The organism is Flavobacterium cheniae (assembly GCF_004363695.1).
Classification (GTDB): Bacteria; Bacteroidota; Bacteroidia; order Flavobacteriales; family Flavobacteriaceae; genus Flavobacterium; species Flavobacterium cheniae.
This window is the reverse complement of record NZ_SNZC01000001.1, coordinates 386,611-404,047: the sequence shown is the minus strand read 5'-3', so window position 1 is coordinate 404,047 and position 17,437 is coordinate 386,611. Positions and strand designations below refer to the sequence as shown.

Annotated in this window: 17 protein-coding genes; 1 reads left to right on the top strand and 16 read right to left on the bottom strand. The window is 33.4% G+C overall.

Annotated elements, in window-relative coordinates; translation table 11 throughout:
* Positions 1-52: 52 nt before the first annotated feature.
* The 12 genes from nosZ to C8D80_RS01815 form a co-directional block, all read right to left on the bottom strand.
* Positions 53-2,032: a Sec-dependent nitrous-oxide reductase gene (gene nosZ / locus C8D80_RS01870; protein WP_133606782.1), complete on the bottom strand. Its 1,980-nt coding sequence runs from the start codon at positions 2,030-2,032 to the stop codon at positions 53-55.
* A 61-nt stretch (positions 2,033-2,093) separates the two neighbouring features.
* Positions 2,094-2,573, bottom strand: coding sequence for a c-type cytochrome (locus C8D80_RS01865; RefSeq protein ID WP_133606780.1), 480 nt, complete (start codon positions 2,571-2,573; stop codon positions 2,094-2,096).
* A gap of 170 nt (positions 2,574-2,743) precedes the next feature.
* Positions 2,744-3,178, bottom strand: a complete 435-nt coding sequence (locus C8D80_RS01860; protein WP_133606778.1) for an OsmC family protein — start codon at positions 3,176-3,178, stop codon at positions 2,744-2,746.
* A 2-nt stretch (positions 3,179-3,180) separates the two neighbouring features.
* Positions 3,181-4,986 (bottom strand): hypothetical protein, encoded by a 1,806-nt coding sequence (locus C8D80_RS01855; protein WP_133607981.1) that lies wholly within the window; start codon positions 4,984-4,986, stop codon positions 3,181-3,183.
* 124 nt (positions 4,987-5,110) lie between these two features.
* Positions 5,111-5,350: a cytochrome C oxidase subunit IV family protein gene (locus C8D80_RS01850; protein WP_133606776.1), complete on the bottom strand. Its 240-nt coding sequence runs from the start codon at positions 5,348-5,350 to the stop codon at positions 5,111-5,113.
* An 11-nt stretch (positions 5,351-5,361) separates the two neighbouring features.
* The gene (locus tag C8D80_RS01845; RefSeq protein WP_133606774.1) at positions 5,362-5,931 is read right to left on the bottom strand and encodes a cytochrome c oxidase subunit 3; all 570 of its coding nucleotides are present in this window, start codon (positions 5,929-5,931) and stop codon (positions 5,362-5,364) included.
* On the bottom strand, positions 5,928-6,590 hold the full coding sequence (locus tag C8D80_RS01840) for a carbonic anhydrase (RefSeq protein ID WP_133606772.1): 663 nt from the start codon (positions 6,588-6,590) through the stop codon (positions 5,928-5,930). The genes C8D80_RS01845 and C8D80_RS01840 overlap by 4 nt, the downstream gene beginning before the upstream one ends.
* Positions 6,591-6,604: 14 nt before the next feature.
* Positions 6,605-7,573 carry a DUF438 domain-containing protein gene (locus C8D80_RS01835; RefSeq protein WP_133606770.1) on the bottom strand — a complete coding sequence of 323 codons (969 nt, stop codon included), beginning with the start codon at positions 7,571-7,573 and terminating at the stop codon, positions 6,605-6,607.
* A 1-nt stretch (position 7,574) separates the two neighbouring features.
* On the bottom strand, positions 7,575-9,341 hold the full coding sequence (locus C8D80_RS01830) for a nitric oxide reductase activation protein NorD (RefSeq protein WP_133606768.1): 1,767 nt from the start codon (positions 9,339-9,341) through the stop codon (positions 7,575-7,577).
* Positions 9,342-9,353: 12 nt separating this feature from the next.
* A complete protein-coding gene (locus tag C8D80_RS01825; RefSeq protein ID WP_133606766.1) occupies positions 9,354-10,139 on the bottom strand; it encodes a CbbQ/NirQ/NorQ/GpvN family protein in 786 nt (261 codons plus the stop codon).
* Positions 10,140-10,247: 108 nt separating this feature from the next.
* Complete coding sequence (locus C8D80_RS01820; protein ID WP_133606764.1) at positions 10,248-11,585, bottom strand: cbb3-type cytochrome c oxidase subunit I; 1,338 nt, start codon at positions 11,583-11,585, stop codon at positions 10,248-10,250.
* 19 nt (positions 11,586-11,604) lie between these two features.
* Positions 11,605-12,036, bottom strand: a complete 432-nt coding sequence (locus C8D80_RS01815) for a c-type cytochrome (protein WP_133606762.1) — start codon at positions 12,034-12,036, stop codon at positions 11,605-11,607.
* A gap of 164 nt (positions 12,037-12,200) precedes the next feature.
* Between C8D80_RS01815 and ric the strand changes: the two genes are divergently transcribed.
* Positions 12,201-12,923 (top strand): iron-sulfur cluster repair di-iron protein, encoded by a 723-nt coding sequence (gene ric, locus C8D80_RS01810; RefSeq protein WP_133606760.1) that lies wholly within the window; start codon positions 12,201-12,203, stop codon positions 12,921-12,923.
* A gap of 127 nt (positions 12,924-13,050) precedes the next feature.
* On the opposite strand, the gene C8D80_RS01805 is transcribed toward ric, so the two are convergent.
* The 4 genes from C8D80_RS01805 to nirK are packed head-to-tail and all read right to left on the bottom strand — an operon-like array spanning position 13,051 to position 17,245.
* A complete protein-coding gene (locus C8D80_RS01805; protein WP_242004792.1) occupies positions 13,051-14,328 on the bottom strand; it encodes an alginate export family protein in 1,278 nt (425 codons plus the stop codon).
* Positions 14,329-14,358: 30 nt separating this feature from the next.
* Positions 14,359-14,952, bottom strand: a complete 594-nt coding sequence (locus C8D80_RS01800; RefSeq protein ID WP_133606758.1) for an SCO family protein — start codon at positions 14,950-14,952, stop codon at positions 14,359-14,361.
* A 23-nt stretch (positions 14,953-14,975) separates the two neighbouring features.
* Positions 14,976-15,761, bottom strand: coding sequence for a formylglycine-generating enzyme family protein (locus C8D80_RS01795; protein WP_242004793.1), 786 nt, complete (start codon positions 15,759-15,761; stop codon positions 14,976-14,978).
* Between the two features lie 17 nt (positions 15,762-15,778).
* Complete coding sequence (gene nirK, locus C8D80_RS01790) at positions 15,779-17,245, bottom strand: copper-containing nitrite reductase (RefSeq protein WP_133606756.1); 1,467 nt, start codon at positions 17,243-17,245, stop codon at positions 15,779-15,781.
* Between the last annotated feature and the right edge of the window lie 192 nt (positions 17,246-17,437).

Sequence of the window (17,437 nt, the reverse complement as noted above, 5' to 3'; positions counted from 1 at the left end):
AAATTGAGTTTAAAAAAGGGACAAAAGTTATTTTGCCCCTTTTGTTAAAAATTTATTTTGTTGCAGGAAGGTTTGTTCCTAAACTAAATTGTAGTGGAACATTTGAACCTTTTGGAGAAACTCTAATGTAACCTTGCATTTCTTGGTGTAACGCACTACAGAAGTCGGTACAGTAGAATGGGAATGTTCCTACTCTATCTGGAACCCATTTCAATGTGGTAGTTTCACCAGGCATGATTAATAATTCACCATTATTAGCGCCTTTTACAGCAAATCCATGAGGTACATCCCAATCTTGCTCTAAGTTGGTTACGTGGAAATATACTTCATCACCAAGGAAAACACCTTCAATATTGTCAGGAGCAAAGTGAGAACGAATAGATGTCATATAAACATGTACTTTGTTTCCTTCTCTAACCACTTTTGCTTCTTTTTCACCTTTGGCAGCATAAGGATGCTTGTTATCGTCTAATTTATAGAATTTCAACTGACCATTGTTTCGAATTAAATCAGCCGGAGCCGCTTGTGCATAATGCGGTTCTCCAATGGTTGGGAAGTCTAAAATTAGCTTCATTTTATCGCCACTAATATCAAATATTTGTGCTGATTGCGCTAACTCAGGACCTGTTGGTAAATAACGGTCTTTTGTAATTTTATTATAAGCAACTAAGTATTTTCCAAATGGTTTTTTACTATCTCCACCAGGAATACATAAGTGACCTACAGAGTAATAAGTAGGAACTCTATCTAATACTTTTAAGGTTTTGATATCCCATTTCACTACTTCAGAAGAAACGAAGAATGTTGTATAAGCATTTCCTTTTCCGTCAAATTCTGTGTGTAATGGACCTAAACCTGGTTTTTGAACTTCACCATGAAGAGCAGCTTCGTATTTAACAACTGGAATTCCTCCGTAGTTACCTTCAAATTTTTTCCCTTTAATAGCAGCTTGTAATTTATCAAAACTAAATACTGGAATCAATGCTGCTAATTTACCTGAACCTACTATGAATTCACCTGTTGGGTCAACGTCACATCCGTGAGGTGATTTTGGACAAGGAATCATATAACAGATATCTTTTAATTCAGAAGCATCTAAAACCAATACTTCGTCTTTCATAACAGATTTTGCAGAGTGTGTATGCTCATCCCAAGTGTTGTGTGCATATTTCACTTTTTGTTTTTTACCTTTTCCAGCTTTGATGTATTCTTCTGCTTTTTTCCAGTTCACTGCCATGATAAAGTCTTTATCTTTTTGAGAAGCATTAACCTCTAATAAAGTATTGGCTTGTTCTGTATTATAGCAAGAAAAGAAGAACCATCCGTGAGATTTTCCTTTACCAGCATGCGAGAGGTCAAAGTTTACACCTGGAGTTACAATTTGGAAAGCCAAATCCATTTCTCCCGATTTTTTATCCACACTTACAAAACTGATATGTCCTTTGTAATTTTCTTTATAAGTGTTGATTGGAACGTCTCCATTAGAATAATCGGCTGGAACACTAAAACGAGTACCCGCTACCACATATTCTGTATTTTCAGTAATGAATGGAGAAGAGTGATTACCTCCACTGTTTGGAAGTTCGATAATTTCAGCCGTTTTGAATGTTTTTAAATCAATTCTAGCAATACGAGGGGTATTGTTAGCATTCCCAAAAACCCAACGACCGTCAACTTCACCGTTAGTTTGAGACATTTCGGTATGATGTAAATCATCCCAAGGCACAAATCCGTGAGAGGTATTTAACATTGGTTTTGTTTCTTCACTGTATCCCCAACCTTTTTCTGGGTCAACAGAAAATACTGGAATAACTCTGAATAAACGTCCACTTGGTAATCCGTAAACACTTAATTGTCCACTAAAACCACCTGATACGAAATTGTAAAACTCATCGTATTTTCCTGGAGCAACGTATGCTTTCTCAGCAGCATCTCCACTTACAGCATCTCCTGAGCTTTTTGGTTTACAGGAAGTAACCAAAGCACCTCCTAGAGCAATTACTAAAATTGCTTGTACAAATTTATTTTTCATGATATATGTAGTTAAATTAAGGTATTGCATTACTTTCACTTAACACAATACCCTTTTACGTTTATTTTACACCGTCATTTTTACGCATGTACTCTAAAATTCCTCTAGCTTCATCATCAGAAACACCTTGGTTAGGCATACGAACTAAACAAATTTCCAATTGCGCTTGTACTTCAGGGTCTTTGTCAATCATTGGATCTGGATTGGTAATGAAGTTCATAATCCATTGAGGAGTTCTTCTTTCGGTTACTCCTTTCCATCCTGGTCCAACTAATTTTTCATCTGTCATTTTATGACACGATGTACATTTTACACCTGCAACTTCTTCACCTTTTGTGGCCATCGCTTGATCTAAAGTTGCTCCTAACTCAACGGTATCGTATTTTCCTTCACCTCGTTTTGGATCATACGATGCAGGATCTGCTGCTTCAGTTGTAGCTTCGCCTCCACCAGGCTGATAATTATCTTCAGCAGACGCTTCTTTTTTACCACATGCTATAGCTAAAGCAAGAGATAAAACAAGTAAAATTGATTTGTTCATGATTTTTTAATATTAAAATTATTACTACAAATTTCTGAAATTGAGCCGCTTAAAAGTATGATTACAATCATAAAAAAGGATATTTTTATCTTTATTATTAACAATTGTTTAATAAAAAAAGGTTGTCTCCAAAACTGGAAACAACCTTTACAACAACCTATTTATAAAAATTACACTACCTTCACTTCAAAATCTAAAACCACATTTGAAATAATCGAATTGGAAATTAAACACGCCTTTTCTGATTTGTGCAAAATGCGTTCTGTTTTTTCTATTTCTTCTTGATTTTTGATGTACACTATTGGTTTTAAAATAATTTCTGTCATCAAAAATTTTCCTTCAATCGATTCTAAAATTCCTTCTGCTTTGCATTCAAATTTTTCGTATTCTAGCTTGGAATAGTCGGCAATGGCCAAAAAAGTAGTCATAAAACAACTTAAAACCGAAGCAGTAAATAAATGTTCAGGAGACCAATGACCTGCGATTCCTTTATCAAATTCTGGAGGCGTAACCACCTCAACTGTAGATGGAAACTCGGGTGATGATAAAATTCCTTTTCTATCGCCTGTCCATTCTAAACTTAAATTATAACTGTGTTTTTCCATAATTAAACGGGTATTGTATTGAATTCAAAACTTATTAGTTGGGATTCCATTTTTAGTATTTCTTTTCCTAATCTTTCGTTGTTCCCTTGAAAATAAGAACTGTTTTCAAAAACCGATTTGTAATAGGAAATTCCATTTAAAAGATTGGTTTTAAACGTTTCCCATTTTTTTATTTGTTGAGGCGTTATTTCGAAAGCCTCATTAATTTGATTGCTTAAATACGAAACATACAATCCTAATTCTTTAACAAACATATTTGGTCTATCGGTGTGATTTTCGATTTCCTTTTTTCCATAGATGTGCTGAATCATTTCATTTAGAGACACTTCTTTTGAAAAATACGCCATATTAGGCCCAGGACAAACCACAACGCCTTGTGCTTGTCCTTTCATTGGAATTCCTAATTCTAAATGACTTGCATTGGCTAACCCAACACACAAACATGATTTTTCGGTAATAGCTGTATATTCTTTCTTATATGCTTCATAAGAAATCGAGTTGCGTTTTGCTTCTAATTCTTCTATTTTCTTGTCCTGATGTTTTTTAGATGCGGTACAACTTCCTTCTTTTTTATATTCTTTACTTAATGCTAAATATTTCTTAGGACATGAACTTCCAGCTTTTCCAGACGCAATACGCTGGCTTTTAAAAAAGTCATTGGTTGTGCCTTTGATGGTATTGAACGGAACTCCTAAAGGCGAAATATTACTCAAATACAAATCTTCTTCTTTTGCTGTTGCTAATAGTTTACGGGTTTCTACATCAACAGAAGTCGCTTCTGGAACTAAAAGAAATGGAGAACCCCAACCTACTGCATCCACTTGATAATAATCTAATAAAAACTGATGTTCTTCTGCTGTTCCTACTCCACCTTGAACTGTGATTTTTAAAATCGGTGGTTCGTTTGGAACTATTTTATTCTTTGACGCTAAAGCATTTGTAAATAGCGAATAAGCTGATTGAATCAATTCATCTTTTTTATTTTTAAATTCTTCTAGAATTGGTCCTAATAAAAATCCGTCGGTAGCAAAAGCGTGTCCGCCACAATTTAGTCCTGATTCGATACGATATTCAGAAACCCAAAGTCCTTTTTTAGCTAGAAAATTTCCTTGAATCATTGCCGAACGAAAATCGCTTACTTTTAGAACAATTCTCTTTTGAAATTGTCCGTTGGTATCGGGATAAAATTCGTTAAAGGATTCCATGTAACCGTATAATCTTGGATTCATTCCAGCAGAAAAGATTACTGATGAATTTGTTGTACTGTTTACAAAACCTCTCAAAGCGGCATGAGCATCGTTGTAGATTACTGGCAATTGTTCGTCATCAATAAAGTTATCTTTATCAATTTTCGTCATGATATTCACATCGATACTTCCTGATGCAAAATGATGGTCTAGAATAGTTTTTAACTCCATCATATTGTTTTTTCCAGACGCTATTACTTGTTCCAATTGCAATTTTAATTCAGAACTTGAGGGTAAAATGGAGATAAAATCTTCTAATTGTGTTCTTTTTTCTATCAATTCTGATTTGAATGATTCGAATTTTTGAGTCACCACTTTATCTAATAAATTCAAATAATTGGTAATTCGCTTTGCTCTGAAATCTTCTACCTTTTGTGATATTTCTTCGTAAGGATGTTTGAATTTTTCAGCGTAAAAAGCGGTCATTTTTTCTATCAAATCGTCATCCATTATGGAAATTACAGAATCAATTCCGTATTGCGCTACTCGCACGGGACTGTCGATAGTAAAAGCTAATCCCATAACTGGAATATGAAAGCTGTGTACGTTTTTTTGTAAAATCATTATTTATATTTTTTGTTCGTTGCGATTTCAATTTATTTCTTCCCAAAATAAATAGGAACAAATAAAACACAATCTATCAGATTAATATATGATTATTATCATGCTTTGAAATTTGAAGAAACTAGAGTAAAATCATTAAAATAAGTCCCATCAACCCTCCAAAACCTATAATCAAATATTTCCAAAAAGGATGCGCTTTTTTTAATTCCATAAACTGAAAAGCAACTAACCAAAATTTAATAAACGCCAGAGCAACAACTGTGGTAACAATAATTTCTGGACTAACATTAGATGCCGCAAACGCAGCCACTAAAGTGAGCGTGAGCAATAAAACAAACGTTGAAGTAATTGTATCTTTCATAACCTATATAATTAAAAAAGTAAATAAATAACTGGAAATAAAAGCAACCAAATTAAATCGCACATGTGCCAAAAACTAGCACTTGCTTCTATATCTTCAAAGGATGCTTCTGTTTGTTTTTTTCTGATGGAAAATGTAATTACTAATAAAATTACTAATCCCACCAAAACATGTATAAAATGAAAACCCGTTAATAGCCAATAAAATCTAAAAAACGAATTGTAATCCATGTGTAATCCTGCTTCTAATTTTTCATAATATTCTATTGATTTTAAAACTAGAAATCCGAAACCTCCAATCATTGCCCAATTGAAATAGGATAAAGTTTTTTTTATATTGGATGCTTTAAAAAAGTGAATTCCTTTGGCTACAAAAAATCCGCTGGTTAATAAAAGAATCGTATTTATTGTTCCAATTGTTTTATTCAGTTTTAAACTGCTATTGTGAAACAATTCTCGTTCTTCCGAACCGTAATAGGCTAATGCTAAAATGGCCATTCCGAAAGTGATGAGTTCTAAGTAAATGATTATCCAAATTAAAACTCCTCCTGGCGGATAGTATATTGATTTTGTATTGTTCATGATTTTATTAATTCGACTTTACCAGTGTGTAAATCGTAAAATGTTCCTACTATTTTGATTTTTTTCTGCTTGACCAATTCTCTAATAATCTTACTAGATGTAAGAATGTGGTCTATGGTTGAAAGCACATTTAATCGTCCAGCTTCATCGGATAAATGTTCCGGTAGTGGATACGTTCTGTGGTGACTAAAAGCAACTTTAATTTGATTGGTTAACTGCGTAAGATGTCCCAAATTGACATTATCGATTGCACCTTGAACCGCACCACAATTGGAATGTCCTAACACCACCAACAATTTTGTTCCTTTTACTTGAATAGCATATTCCATACTTCCTAAAATATTATCATCTTCTATATTTCCAGCAACACGCGCTACAAATAAATTTCCAATTCCTTGGTCAAAAACAATTTCAGGCGGCACACGAGAATCGATACACGACAACACAAAAGTGTGCGGATGTTGGTCTTTTTCTGAATGGTGTGCTTCATCAATAAAATCATGATGTATAGGCATATTATCCACGTAGCGCTGGTTTCCATCCATCAATTCTTTCAACGCTTCATTCGCTGTTTTTGGTGCATGATGATGGTCTACTGTTTCGCAAGAAAAAATAAAAAGGATAAAAATGCTGAATAAAATGGTTCCTATAATTCTCATAATTTTCTAATTTATTATTTCCATTCTAACAATCGTTTTTCGCCATCAATTTGTTTGATTTCGGTGATGTCTTGTGACATTTCGATTACGCCTTTGTAACGTTTTTGTGCATCTCTAACTGCGAAATAGCGAATGTAAATCAGACGTTCTTTATAATTTATCCAGAAGGATGCTTCATTTTTTTCTCCTTTTCTAAAGGCTTCTAAAATTTGTAAAACGGTATCGACACTTTTCGGTGGATGACAAAAACGAACTTCCCTGCCAATAATTCCAGCGCTTCTTGGAAAAACACGTTCTTCACCTCGATTGTAGAAAATTACTTTATCGTTTTCATCTACATAAGTTAAATCGATTGGCAAGGTTTTGAAAAGCAAGTTTACTTGTTCAACCGTCATGTAACCTTCATCATAATGTGCTGCTTTTTCGTCAAAAACAACATCTGTTCTGCGTTCTGTATCTTGTGATGGATGAATGTACTCCGATTCTTTTGGGAATTTTGGTGGTGCTTCGGTCAACATCCACCCTATTTCATCTTCTCCTTTTCGCATTTTAATCCAATCTTCTTCAGATAATAAATCCAACGCATTCGGAAACAAAACATTTTCTTCTACCTCCAATAAACGATATAAATTTTGAGATATTAAATTGGTATTGTGTTTGGCTGAAGTAAAATCTTGGTCTTCCAAATTTTTTCTGACTATGCGAAACATTTCTCTAATCGTATCATGAAACGACCACATATTACGCGATGGTCCTGTCCAACCTTTTTGCTCTAAAAACGGAAATAATTGATTTTCTTTTCGTTCAAAACGTTTTTCAACTGTTGCTAAATGATTAAAGACATTATAGAATTTCTGAAATTCTTCTTTTGGATTAATGGTATTTAATTCTTCTAATAATTGATGTATTAAATCGGTTTCTACGAAATAAGTATGAATGGGATGTCCTTCAATCACGTTTGTATGTGTTTCTGATGTTGACATTTTATTGATGTTTGATTTTCTCATAAAGTTTTACCAATGATTTCAGCAAAGCTTCAGGAGATGTTAATATTTGATAATGATTTTGACCGAACATTTGCGGTAAATAATATTTGGCTTGCGCTTCAATAGCTAACGCATAGGAATTAATTTTTCGTTCATTTAGTTCTCGTAACGCTTGTTTGATGTCATGAATACCGTGTTGACCTTCGTATTTATCGTAATCGTTTGGTTTTCCATCGGAAAGCACGATAATCCATTTGTTTTTAGCATCCAATTGATCCATTCTTGCTCCTGCATGACGTAAAGCGGGACCAATTCGAGTGTAGCCATTAGGTTCAACTGCGCCTATTTTATGTTTGGCTTTGTCCCAACTTTCGTTGAAATCTTTCAAAGTTAAATAGGTTGTGAAATTTCTGGTTTTGGAATAAAATCCGTCAATCGCAAAATCGATGTCGAACTCATGTAAAATTTCACCAAATAAAATGGAAACTTCTTTTTCTACATCAATCACCCGATTTCCAGCGGCATAACCATCGCTTGAAAGACTAATGTCTAACAAAACCAAAATAGCAATTTCTTTATTTTTTTTTCTTTGGGATAAATAAATGCGTTCGTCAGGCGATTTTCCAGAATGAATATCGGTATATAAATCGGTTAACGCGTCTAAATCGAAAGCGTCACCTTGTAATTGTCTTCGTTGTTGTTGCATTTTATTATTCACGCTAGTAAGCATTTTTCGTAAACCATTTAAAGTGGTTTTGTACTTTGCCATCGTGTTTTTATAATAAGTTGCGTGAGTTTTAAGTTGGGTTTTCGGATATACTTTACAGAAGTTTGTTAAGTAATTTCGTTTTTTGAAATCCCATTCATCATATTTTAAATGGAAGCCTTTTTCATCAACCTCAGCACTTTCGGCAATAGAAGTATTTTCCACAAAATCTGCTTGATATACGGAATGTACCATATCGTCAACACGAACGGTAAACTTCATATTCATCTCTTCCAACGCTTCTTGATGTTGTTCTAAATCATCGGCACCATCAAAATCGCGCCAATTTCCGTTGAATTCTTCTGCAGTTTCAATTTTCTCGAAACTGTGCATTAACACATAATCTTCTTGTTGTTTTTTGTCGATAGTTAGCGATTCGATTTCTTCTACAGCTTTGGCATGAAGTGTGGTTTCGGCTACGACGTTATTTTGAATTTTCTTAGTATTGTCATCAAAATTTTGTAACACATTTTCATCTTCAATTTCGGGCGTATTTTTCATCCATTTTCCATACAGCCAAGAATAATCAATGGTTTGGTCTTTTTTATTGATGGGTAATTTTGACACCGCATCATAATAAAACTCTTGCATGGATGGATAATCCTGAAACATTTTTTCTAAAACCAATGGTGCAGTTTCAGTAGCTTTTTCCAAGGAAAGTTCAGGTGAATTGTCTTGGTTATCCCAATTCAAATTCAATTGTTTTTGAACACTCAAATACACCGTTCTAAAAAAATAGAATTTTAGATTTTCTTCTTTTGTTGGAAATAGCGAACAATTAATTGGTAAGAAAAAGTTTTTGTTTTTGTAACCCCCTTCGCGTTCGGCAGGAAAAATTTCGATTGGAGCACCAGAGATGGCTCTTGCAAAAAGTGTTAATCGTGGTTTAATATCAGACAAGTTGATTTGACGGCTAAGAGTTTCAACATCATTTAGTCGCTTGTTTTTAAAGTATTTGAGTACTTTTTTATAAATAATCTCATCTAATTCAAAGCCCATTTTTCAATTCTTTTAAATCATTAAATCACACAAATCTTTTAAGGCTTGAATGGTTTCTTGTTCGTCTGTTAAAGGTTCTACAACGGCAACGTGAACCGCTAATCGTTTTGGTAATCCGTTGTTGATCAATTTGGCTGCGTCAACTAATAATCGAGTAGAAACGGTTTCGGTTAAACCTAATTCGGTAAGATTTCTAATTTTAGTTCCTATAGTAACTAACTTTTGAGCAATATCAGCTTCAATTCCTGTTTCGTTAATTAAAATTTCTGTTTCAACTTTTGGATTAGGATAATCGAATGAAAGTGCTACAAATCGTTGACGAGTTGATGGTTTTAATTCTTTAAATCCTTTTTGGTAGCCAGGATTAAACGAAGCGACTAATAAAAAATCAGGATGTGCTTTAATAGTTTCTCCTAATTTATCAATGAAAAGTTCTCTTCTGTGATCGGTTAAGGAGTGAATGGCTACGATGACATCTGGTCGTGCTTCGGCAACTTCATCTAGATATAAAATATATCCGTTTTTTACGGCTATGGATAAAGGTCCATCAATCCAAATGGTTTCAGCTCCTTTGATGATGAAACGTCCAATTAAATCGGTTGCTGAAGTTTCTTCGTGGCAACTTACAGTAACTAATGTTTTATTCAGTTCATTAGCCATGTATTCGATAAAACGCGACTTTCCTGAACCTGTTGGTCCTTTCAATAATAAAGGTAATTGCAATTGGTTAATCTGATTGAAAACTTCAATTTCTGAACCTACTGCTTTATAAAATATTGTTTTTTCTGCTACTATCATGACAATTTATTTTAAAAAAAACCGAAACCAAATGCTGGCAGCGACAACTCTGGGCACTTGGTCTCGGTTAGCTATTAATTTTAAATTTCTAACCAAAATAATTAATAACTATTCTTCTTTTACAAGTGCTTCATCTGTGGGTTTACCATATTTGATAAACTCAATAATGAATAATGTAATTCCTGTTGTAAAAAGTGTTGCACAAAGCAGTAACACTACGAAGTGAATTGCAATTTCATTTTGCACATCCATGAAATCTAATTTCATTTTACGTTCTAAATATACTTGAGCAACACCAGCGACTCCAAAAGCTACCGTCATTCCTAACATTCCCACATTTGACAACCAAAAAGCCATATGACCACTTGTATTGTTGTAACGTTTTCTTCCTGTTAAATTGGGCAACGCATAGCTGATTATTGCTAAAACAATCATAGCATAAGCACCCCAGAATGCGTAGTGACCGTGCATTGCCGTTACTAATGTTCCGTGTGTGTAAAGATTCGTTTGTGGTAATGTATGTGCAAAACCTAATAACCCAGCTCCTACAAAAGATACAATAGAAGCGCCGATTGTCCAGAATAAAGCAATTTTGTTTGGATGTGATTTTTCACCTTTTCTATACATGTACACTGCGAATAATGCCATCGCTAAGAACGCTAATGGTTCTAATGCTGAGAAAATTCCACCTACGATTAACCAAATTTTATTAACTCCTATATAATAATAATGGTGACCTGTTCCTAATAAACCTGAAAGGAACGTTAATCCTACAATTACATATAACCATTTTTCAATAACTTCTCTATCAACACCAGTAAGTTTGATTAATAAGTACGATAAAATACCTCCCATGATTAGTTCCCAAACTCCTTCAACCCATAAATGTACTACCCACCAACGGAAGAATGAATCGGTTACTTGGCTATCAAACCAAATCATACCTGGTAAATATAATAAGGCAGCAAAAACCAATCCCATAGTCAAGACTAATGCTGTTGTAGTTCTACGTTCTGCTTTGTATAAAGTGGTTAGGATTAATCCTAAGAACAGTAAGACATTGATTACTACTAAAACATCTAATTCTCTTGGAATTTCGAGGAATTTTCGGCCTTCCCAAATATTAAAGTGATACCCAACAATAGCTAAAACTCCAACAACAGCTAATGAAATCAACTGTACATAAGCCAATTTCACATTGACTAATTCTCTTTGTGCTTCTTCAGGAATAATATAATATGCGGCTCCCATGAAACCGGTTAATAACCAAACTACTAATAAATTAGTGTGAACGGCTCTCGCTGTATTGAACGGAATAAAGTCATGAAGACCATCCATTCCTATTCGGGCAAAGCCCATAATAAAACCATAGATAATTTGTAATGCAAATAATAACATGCATAATCCAAAGAACCAATACGCTACTTTTTGTGATTTATATTTCATAACTCTATATTTTGGATTATTATTTGTCTTTAGCTAAAGGAGAAACCACTCGATCAAAACCATTCAAATCAATGTTACCAATCCATTTAAAGTAAGCGACCATCGCTTCTGCATCGGCATCATTCATTTCGTATTTGACCATTTTTCTGCCTTTTGGTCCCCAAGGAACAGGAGATTGTAAAACGGCTTTTACGTAGCCTTCTCCTCTTCTTTCTATAACTTTTGTTAGCTCAGGAGCATAATACGCTCCTTCACCAAGTATGGTATGACAACCCATACAATTATTCGATTCCCAAATTTCTTTTCCTCGAATAACTTTTGCATCAATCTTATCATGATAAGTTTGATCATTTTTAGGCATGAACGAATAGATAGTTAAGCCAATAAAGACTAAAAAGGTAACTACTGTTCCGCCTAAAAAAAATGCTCGTGCTTGTGATTTTGATAACATATTTTAGATATTAGTTAAGAATAATTTATAATTAAGGACTTTTTCATCCTTTTTAATTATACAGCAAAATAAACACCAAAAAAAAACATTAAATATGATTAAAATCATATAATGAAAATTAAATTAAGGATAAATTTGTCTTTTATAATATTAAATATAGAAATATGGTAATAGATTCAAACAAAACAGTAGGCACAATAGTAGCTGACGATTACAGAACCGCAGGTGTTTTTAGTCAACTAGGTATCGATTTTTGTTGCAAAGGGAACCGAACTATTGATGAAGTATGTGCAAAAAAAGGGATAGATAAATTTGCTCTTTTAGATGAATTAGAAAGAGTTACATCTAACAACAATAATCAAGGCATTGATTTTAAATCTTGGGAATTAGATTTACTGATTGATTATATTGAAAAAAAACACCATCGTTATGTGGAAGAGAAAATCCCGCAATTGCTTTCGTTTTTAATTAAGCTAGAGCAAGTACATGGTGCACAACATCCAGAACTTTTTGAAATTAAAAAATTATTCAAAAGAAGTGCTGATGAATTAACTCAACATATGAAAAAAGAAGAGTTAATTTTATTTCCATTCATCAAAAAAATGGTGGAAGCCAATAGAAATAATTCACCTATAAATATTCCTGGATTTGGTTCTGTAGCCAACCCAATTGCCATGATGATGGAAGAACATGAAAATGAAGGTGAACGATTTGAAAAAATTGTAGAATTATCAAACAATTATATACCACCTGCAGATGCTTGTAACACGTACAAAGTAACGTACCAAATGTTACAAGAATTTGAAGCAGATTTACATGCGCACATTCATTTAGAAAATAATATTTTGTTTCCAAGTGCCGTTGTTTTACAAGATAAGTTTTATTAGTTAATTAGGTTCTTTAAACGGAGTCGTCATAATTACATGGCGACTCTTTTTAAAGTAAAAGGACTGCTAAATTTTATATTAGCAGTCCTTTTTTAATTAACAATAACCCTATTTATAATTAATTAACCTATTTTTTATATGTAAACAATTGCGGATTAAATGATACCATTACCCAAGCCCAATTGTTACAATTGTTGTTATTCCCTCCTTTTAAAATTTCCATAGTGTTGCTTCCAAACATTTTAGAAACACCTCCAGAAATTATAAAGTTTTTATCTAATTTATAAGTCCCTGTTATATCGATTTCTGTTCCTAAATAATTGTCTTGTTCTTCTAAAGTAGTCATGTTGTAAACTGATGCCGAACTATAAAATAAATGTGGAGATAACGTTACTTGCCATTTATTTTTATCGTAAATAAACTTAGTGTAAACATCTTGCAATCCTACTGAGTTTTTATGATTTCCAACATAGAAATAATCCATAAAACCATTGAAGCCGTGGTTGGTTCCAAATATTGGCGTGAATGATTTTACTTTTGTATCAGTTTCATTTTGATCTTTTCCTGATAAATATTCAAAACCTAATTCGGCTTTAAATGGAGCTGTGAATTTGTATCCTAAATTAAATCCCGCATAATACGCACCAACATCAACTTTATCGTTAGTAACAGCAGCTTCACCTGTTTGAGCATACAAACCGAAATCACCATAGAATTTTGAAGTATCCCATTTTCCATAAGTTCCAAGGGTTTGCAAATACGCTACTTGGAATTTATTTTCGGTTAAATTTTCATATTGATAGCCATTATTCAACGCTAAAAAGCTCAAACTTAGTTTTGAAAATTTTTGGTTGAACCAAATAAACTGCATGTTTTTATAGTTCGTCACATATGCAGATTCGTAAAGAGCTTCATTGTTATTATTCAACGCAGCTCCGAAATCCATTTGGTAGTTATTTTTTTTATTTGTAACCAAAACCGCATCGTGACTTTGGCCTTGTTGTAACCAATCGATTCCACCCATAATTCTTTGATTATCGTATGAAAGCACTTGTCGACCGAATTTAGCTGTCCAGTTTGTATTGAAATCATACGAAATCCAAGATTCGAATAGAGCCACTCCATTTTTATCAGATGGTGAAGTTGTAGCCACATCGCCCCAAACTCTTACGTTTTGAAGTGATAAATTGGCTTTAAATTTTTCTTGTTTGTAGAAAAAAATCATTCTCGAGCGTTGGGAAACAAACGAAGTTGGATAAAAATCATCTTTCATTAGTTCTTTGAATCCATTTCGGTATTCAAAACGAGGTCTTATTTGTAGGTTAACTTCTAACTCTTGAGCAAAAGAACCCGCTGTTGAAATTGCAAAAGCAACTGCAACCATAAATTTATTGTGAAGTTTCATGTTTTTTTGTAGATTTTGAATTGGAAGCCACTACTCTACTTTCTCTGCTTCTTCTTTGATTTTTGAAACCGTTTTATCGTAACTAACTCCTAAACCTTCTTGTTGGAATGCTAATTCACCTTCCGCATTAAATACACTAATTATATTGGAATGTGAGAAATCAATTGGAGATATTTTTTTATAATTTACTGCTAAAACCGCTGCAAACTCTCTAGTGTTTTCTTCATTAGAACGTAAGAAAACCCATTGATTTCCAGTCATTTTATTTTCGATAGAAAAATCTTTTAATCGTTCTGGAGTATCTACTGTTGGATCGATACTTACTAAAACCATTTGGACTTTATCTTTGTATTCTTCCGGAATTTTAGATTCAATATTTCGCATATCAGCTACTAATCTTGGACAAGCAGATTTACATGAAGTATAAATCATCACCATAACTAGTACTTTTCCTCTCAAATCTTTCAGCTCAATATCTTTTCCGTCTTGATTGGTCCATTTTTCAGGCAAATTATAAATTGATAAATCGGTTATAGGTTTATCTTTTATATTTTGTTTTTCTTCTTTTGAATTGCATCCTAAAATAAAAATAGAGGCAATTACTAGTAAAATTATCTTTTTCATGACATATTTTTTTAATTGAAAACTCAATTAGAGATGTTTTTGGCACATCTGAAGCCCAAATTTTTTGTAGTGTAATTCGCTTTTATACTGCCTCTAAAAGCATAGCGCATAAAAGCGGCATAATTCATTAAATCGGTTGCGTTGACAGAACCACTTCCGCAGAACAAATCTTTATCGGTATCTTTATCTTTTCTAGATTCTCCTGATAAAAAGATGCTATTAAAATCGAAAGTCCATTCCCAAACTAGTCCGTGCATATCGTAAACACCCCAGTAATTTTTGAATGTTTTCCCAACAGAATTATTATAGGTTTTGTTTTTTTCGTACCAACTCAAGATGTATTTATTGAATTCTTCTCGTGAACGAGCATCTTTTCTTTTTTCGTCTGCCATGGCTACATATTCCCATTCATCTAATGTTGCTAATCTTTTACCTTGGCATTCGCAATATTCTTTTGCAGCAAACCAAGAAACATTGGTAACAGGCGCATTTGGATTTAATTTACCGAAATTCAAATCGCCACTCCATTCATATAAGTAAGTAGTATTGGCAAAAAGACGTTTGATTTTTGATTTTCGGTAAGCCGAATTGGTTTTTAAGAATTCTAAATATTCTTGATTTGTAACCGGATATACATCTAACAAAAAGGATTTGATGTAGACTGGTTTTTTATCTGCAGTTCCATATAAAGGAACATAACTCCCTGCTCCTATGGTTACCATATCTTCGGATACCTGAGAAAAAGAAATGGAAACCCAAAATAATAAAATTAGGCAGTAGTGAAATCGTTTAATAAATTGAGCTTCCATTCTTTATTTTTTTTATATTAATGTATATCTTTTGTTTTTGGTGCTGGTTTTGCTCTCTGATTTTTAACCATTTCTGGAGTTACTTTTGTTTTGTTGTTTCCCCAACTATTATATACATAAGTTAAAACATCTGAAATTTCTTGATCCGTAAGGTTTTGACTAGTCATTACTGAATTAAATTTTTTACCATTCACTGTAATTTCGCCGCTTAAACCATGAAGTACTGCGCTTATAGCTCTATTTGGATCTGCATTTAAAAAATCTGATTTAGATAGCGGAGGGAACGCTGCAGGAATACCTTGTCCTTCTGACTGGTGACATGCAAAACAAGTTCTTGAATAAATGTTTTTACCATCTGTCATTTGTTGGCTTAAAGTTTTATTAACGACAACTTCTTTACCATTACCAGTTTTTGGCATATTTTGGATGGTTCCTCCTTCTGGATGATATATTCCTTCTTGAGTTGTACCTGAGTAAATTTTAGCATTTTCGGCTCCTTCTACTTTTAACATTCCTAAGGCTCCTTTATTAAATGCTCTAAAAATGGAATGGTCTACTAAAATAAATGTTCCAGGAACATCCACTTTAAACTCTACAATAGCTGAACCACCAGCAGGAATTAAAGTAGTTTGTACATTTTTGTTGATCATGTCACCACCTTCTATATGTACTTTATCAAAAATTTCTCCAATAACGTGAAAGGATGAAACTAAGTTTGGACCACCATTACCCATGTAAATTCTAACTGTTTCACCTACTTTAGCGGTTAAAGCTTTATCACCTGTTAAAGCACCTACTTTTCCGTTAAAGACTACGTAATCCGCATGTTCATCTACTGCTTTTGTCATGTCAAAAGGTTGCATTCCTGGTTCTCCATATTTACCTTTCGTATAAAAATCACCTTGCATTACGTAGTATTCTTTGTCTACTGGAGGTAAACCACCTTCTGGTTCTACCAAAATTAAACCATACATTCCGTTTGCAATGTGCATTCCCACAGGAGCTGTTGCACAATGGTACACATACAATCCAGGATTAATACATTTAAAATTAAATGTTTTTTCATGTCCTGGCGCTACTAAAGAAGATGCTGCTCCACCACCTGGACCTGTAACGGCATGTAAATCGATGTTATGAGGCAATTTGTTGTCTGGGTGATTTTTCAAAGTAAATTCAACTTCATCACCTACTCTAGTTCTAATAAAACTTCCTGGAACACTACCTCCAAAAGTCCAGTAAACATACTTAACACCGTCGGCCATTTCTCCTTCGATTTCTTTGATTTCCATGTTTACAATTAATTTTTTAGCAGGACGATCTCCAATAGGTTTTGGAACAAATGGAGGTGCTGTTAGTTCTGCAATCATTTGATCACCAACTGCAATATCAGCATAATTAGTGGTTGAGTCACCGTTTTGTTTACATGCTATACTTGCCGCACAAGCTACACATAATACCAAAACTTTTTTAATAAAATTACTCATGGTAGAAAAATTAGTTTTAAATATTGGTTTAAATAATAGTTTCGTTACTATCATTTTATAGGTCAAAATTAAAAGACAAAAACATCCTTTAATATGATAAAAATCATGTTTCAAAAAAAAGTTAAAAAAATATTAAAATGATTTATTAATAGTTAAACTGAAATAAAAAAAGTACATTTGTTAACCAAATGG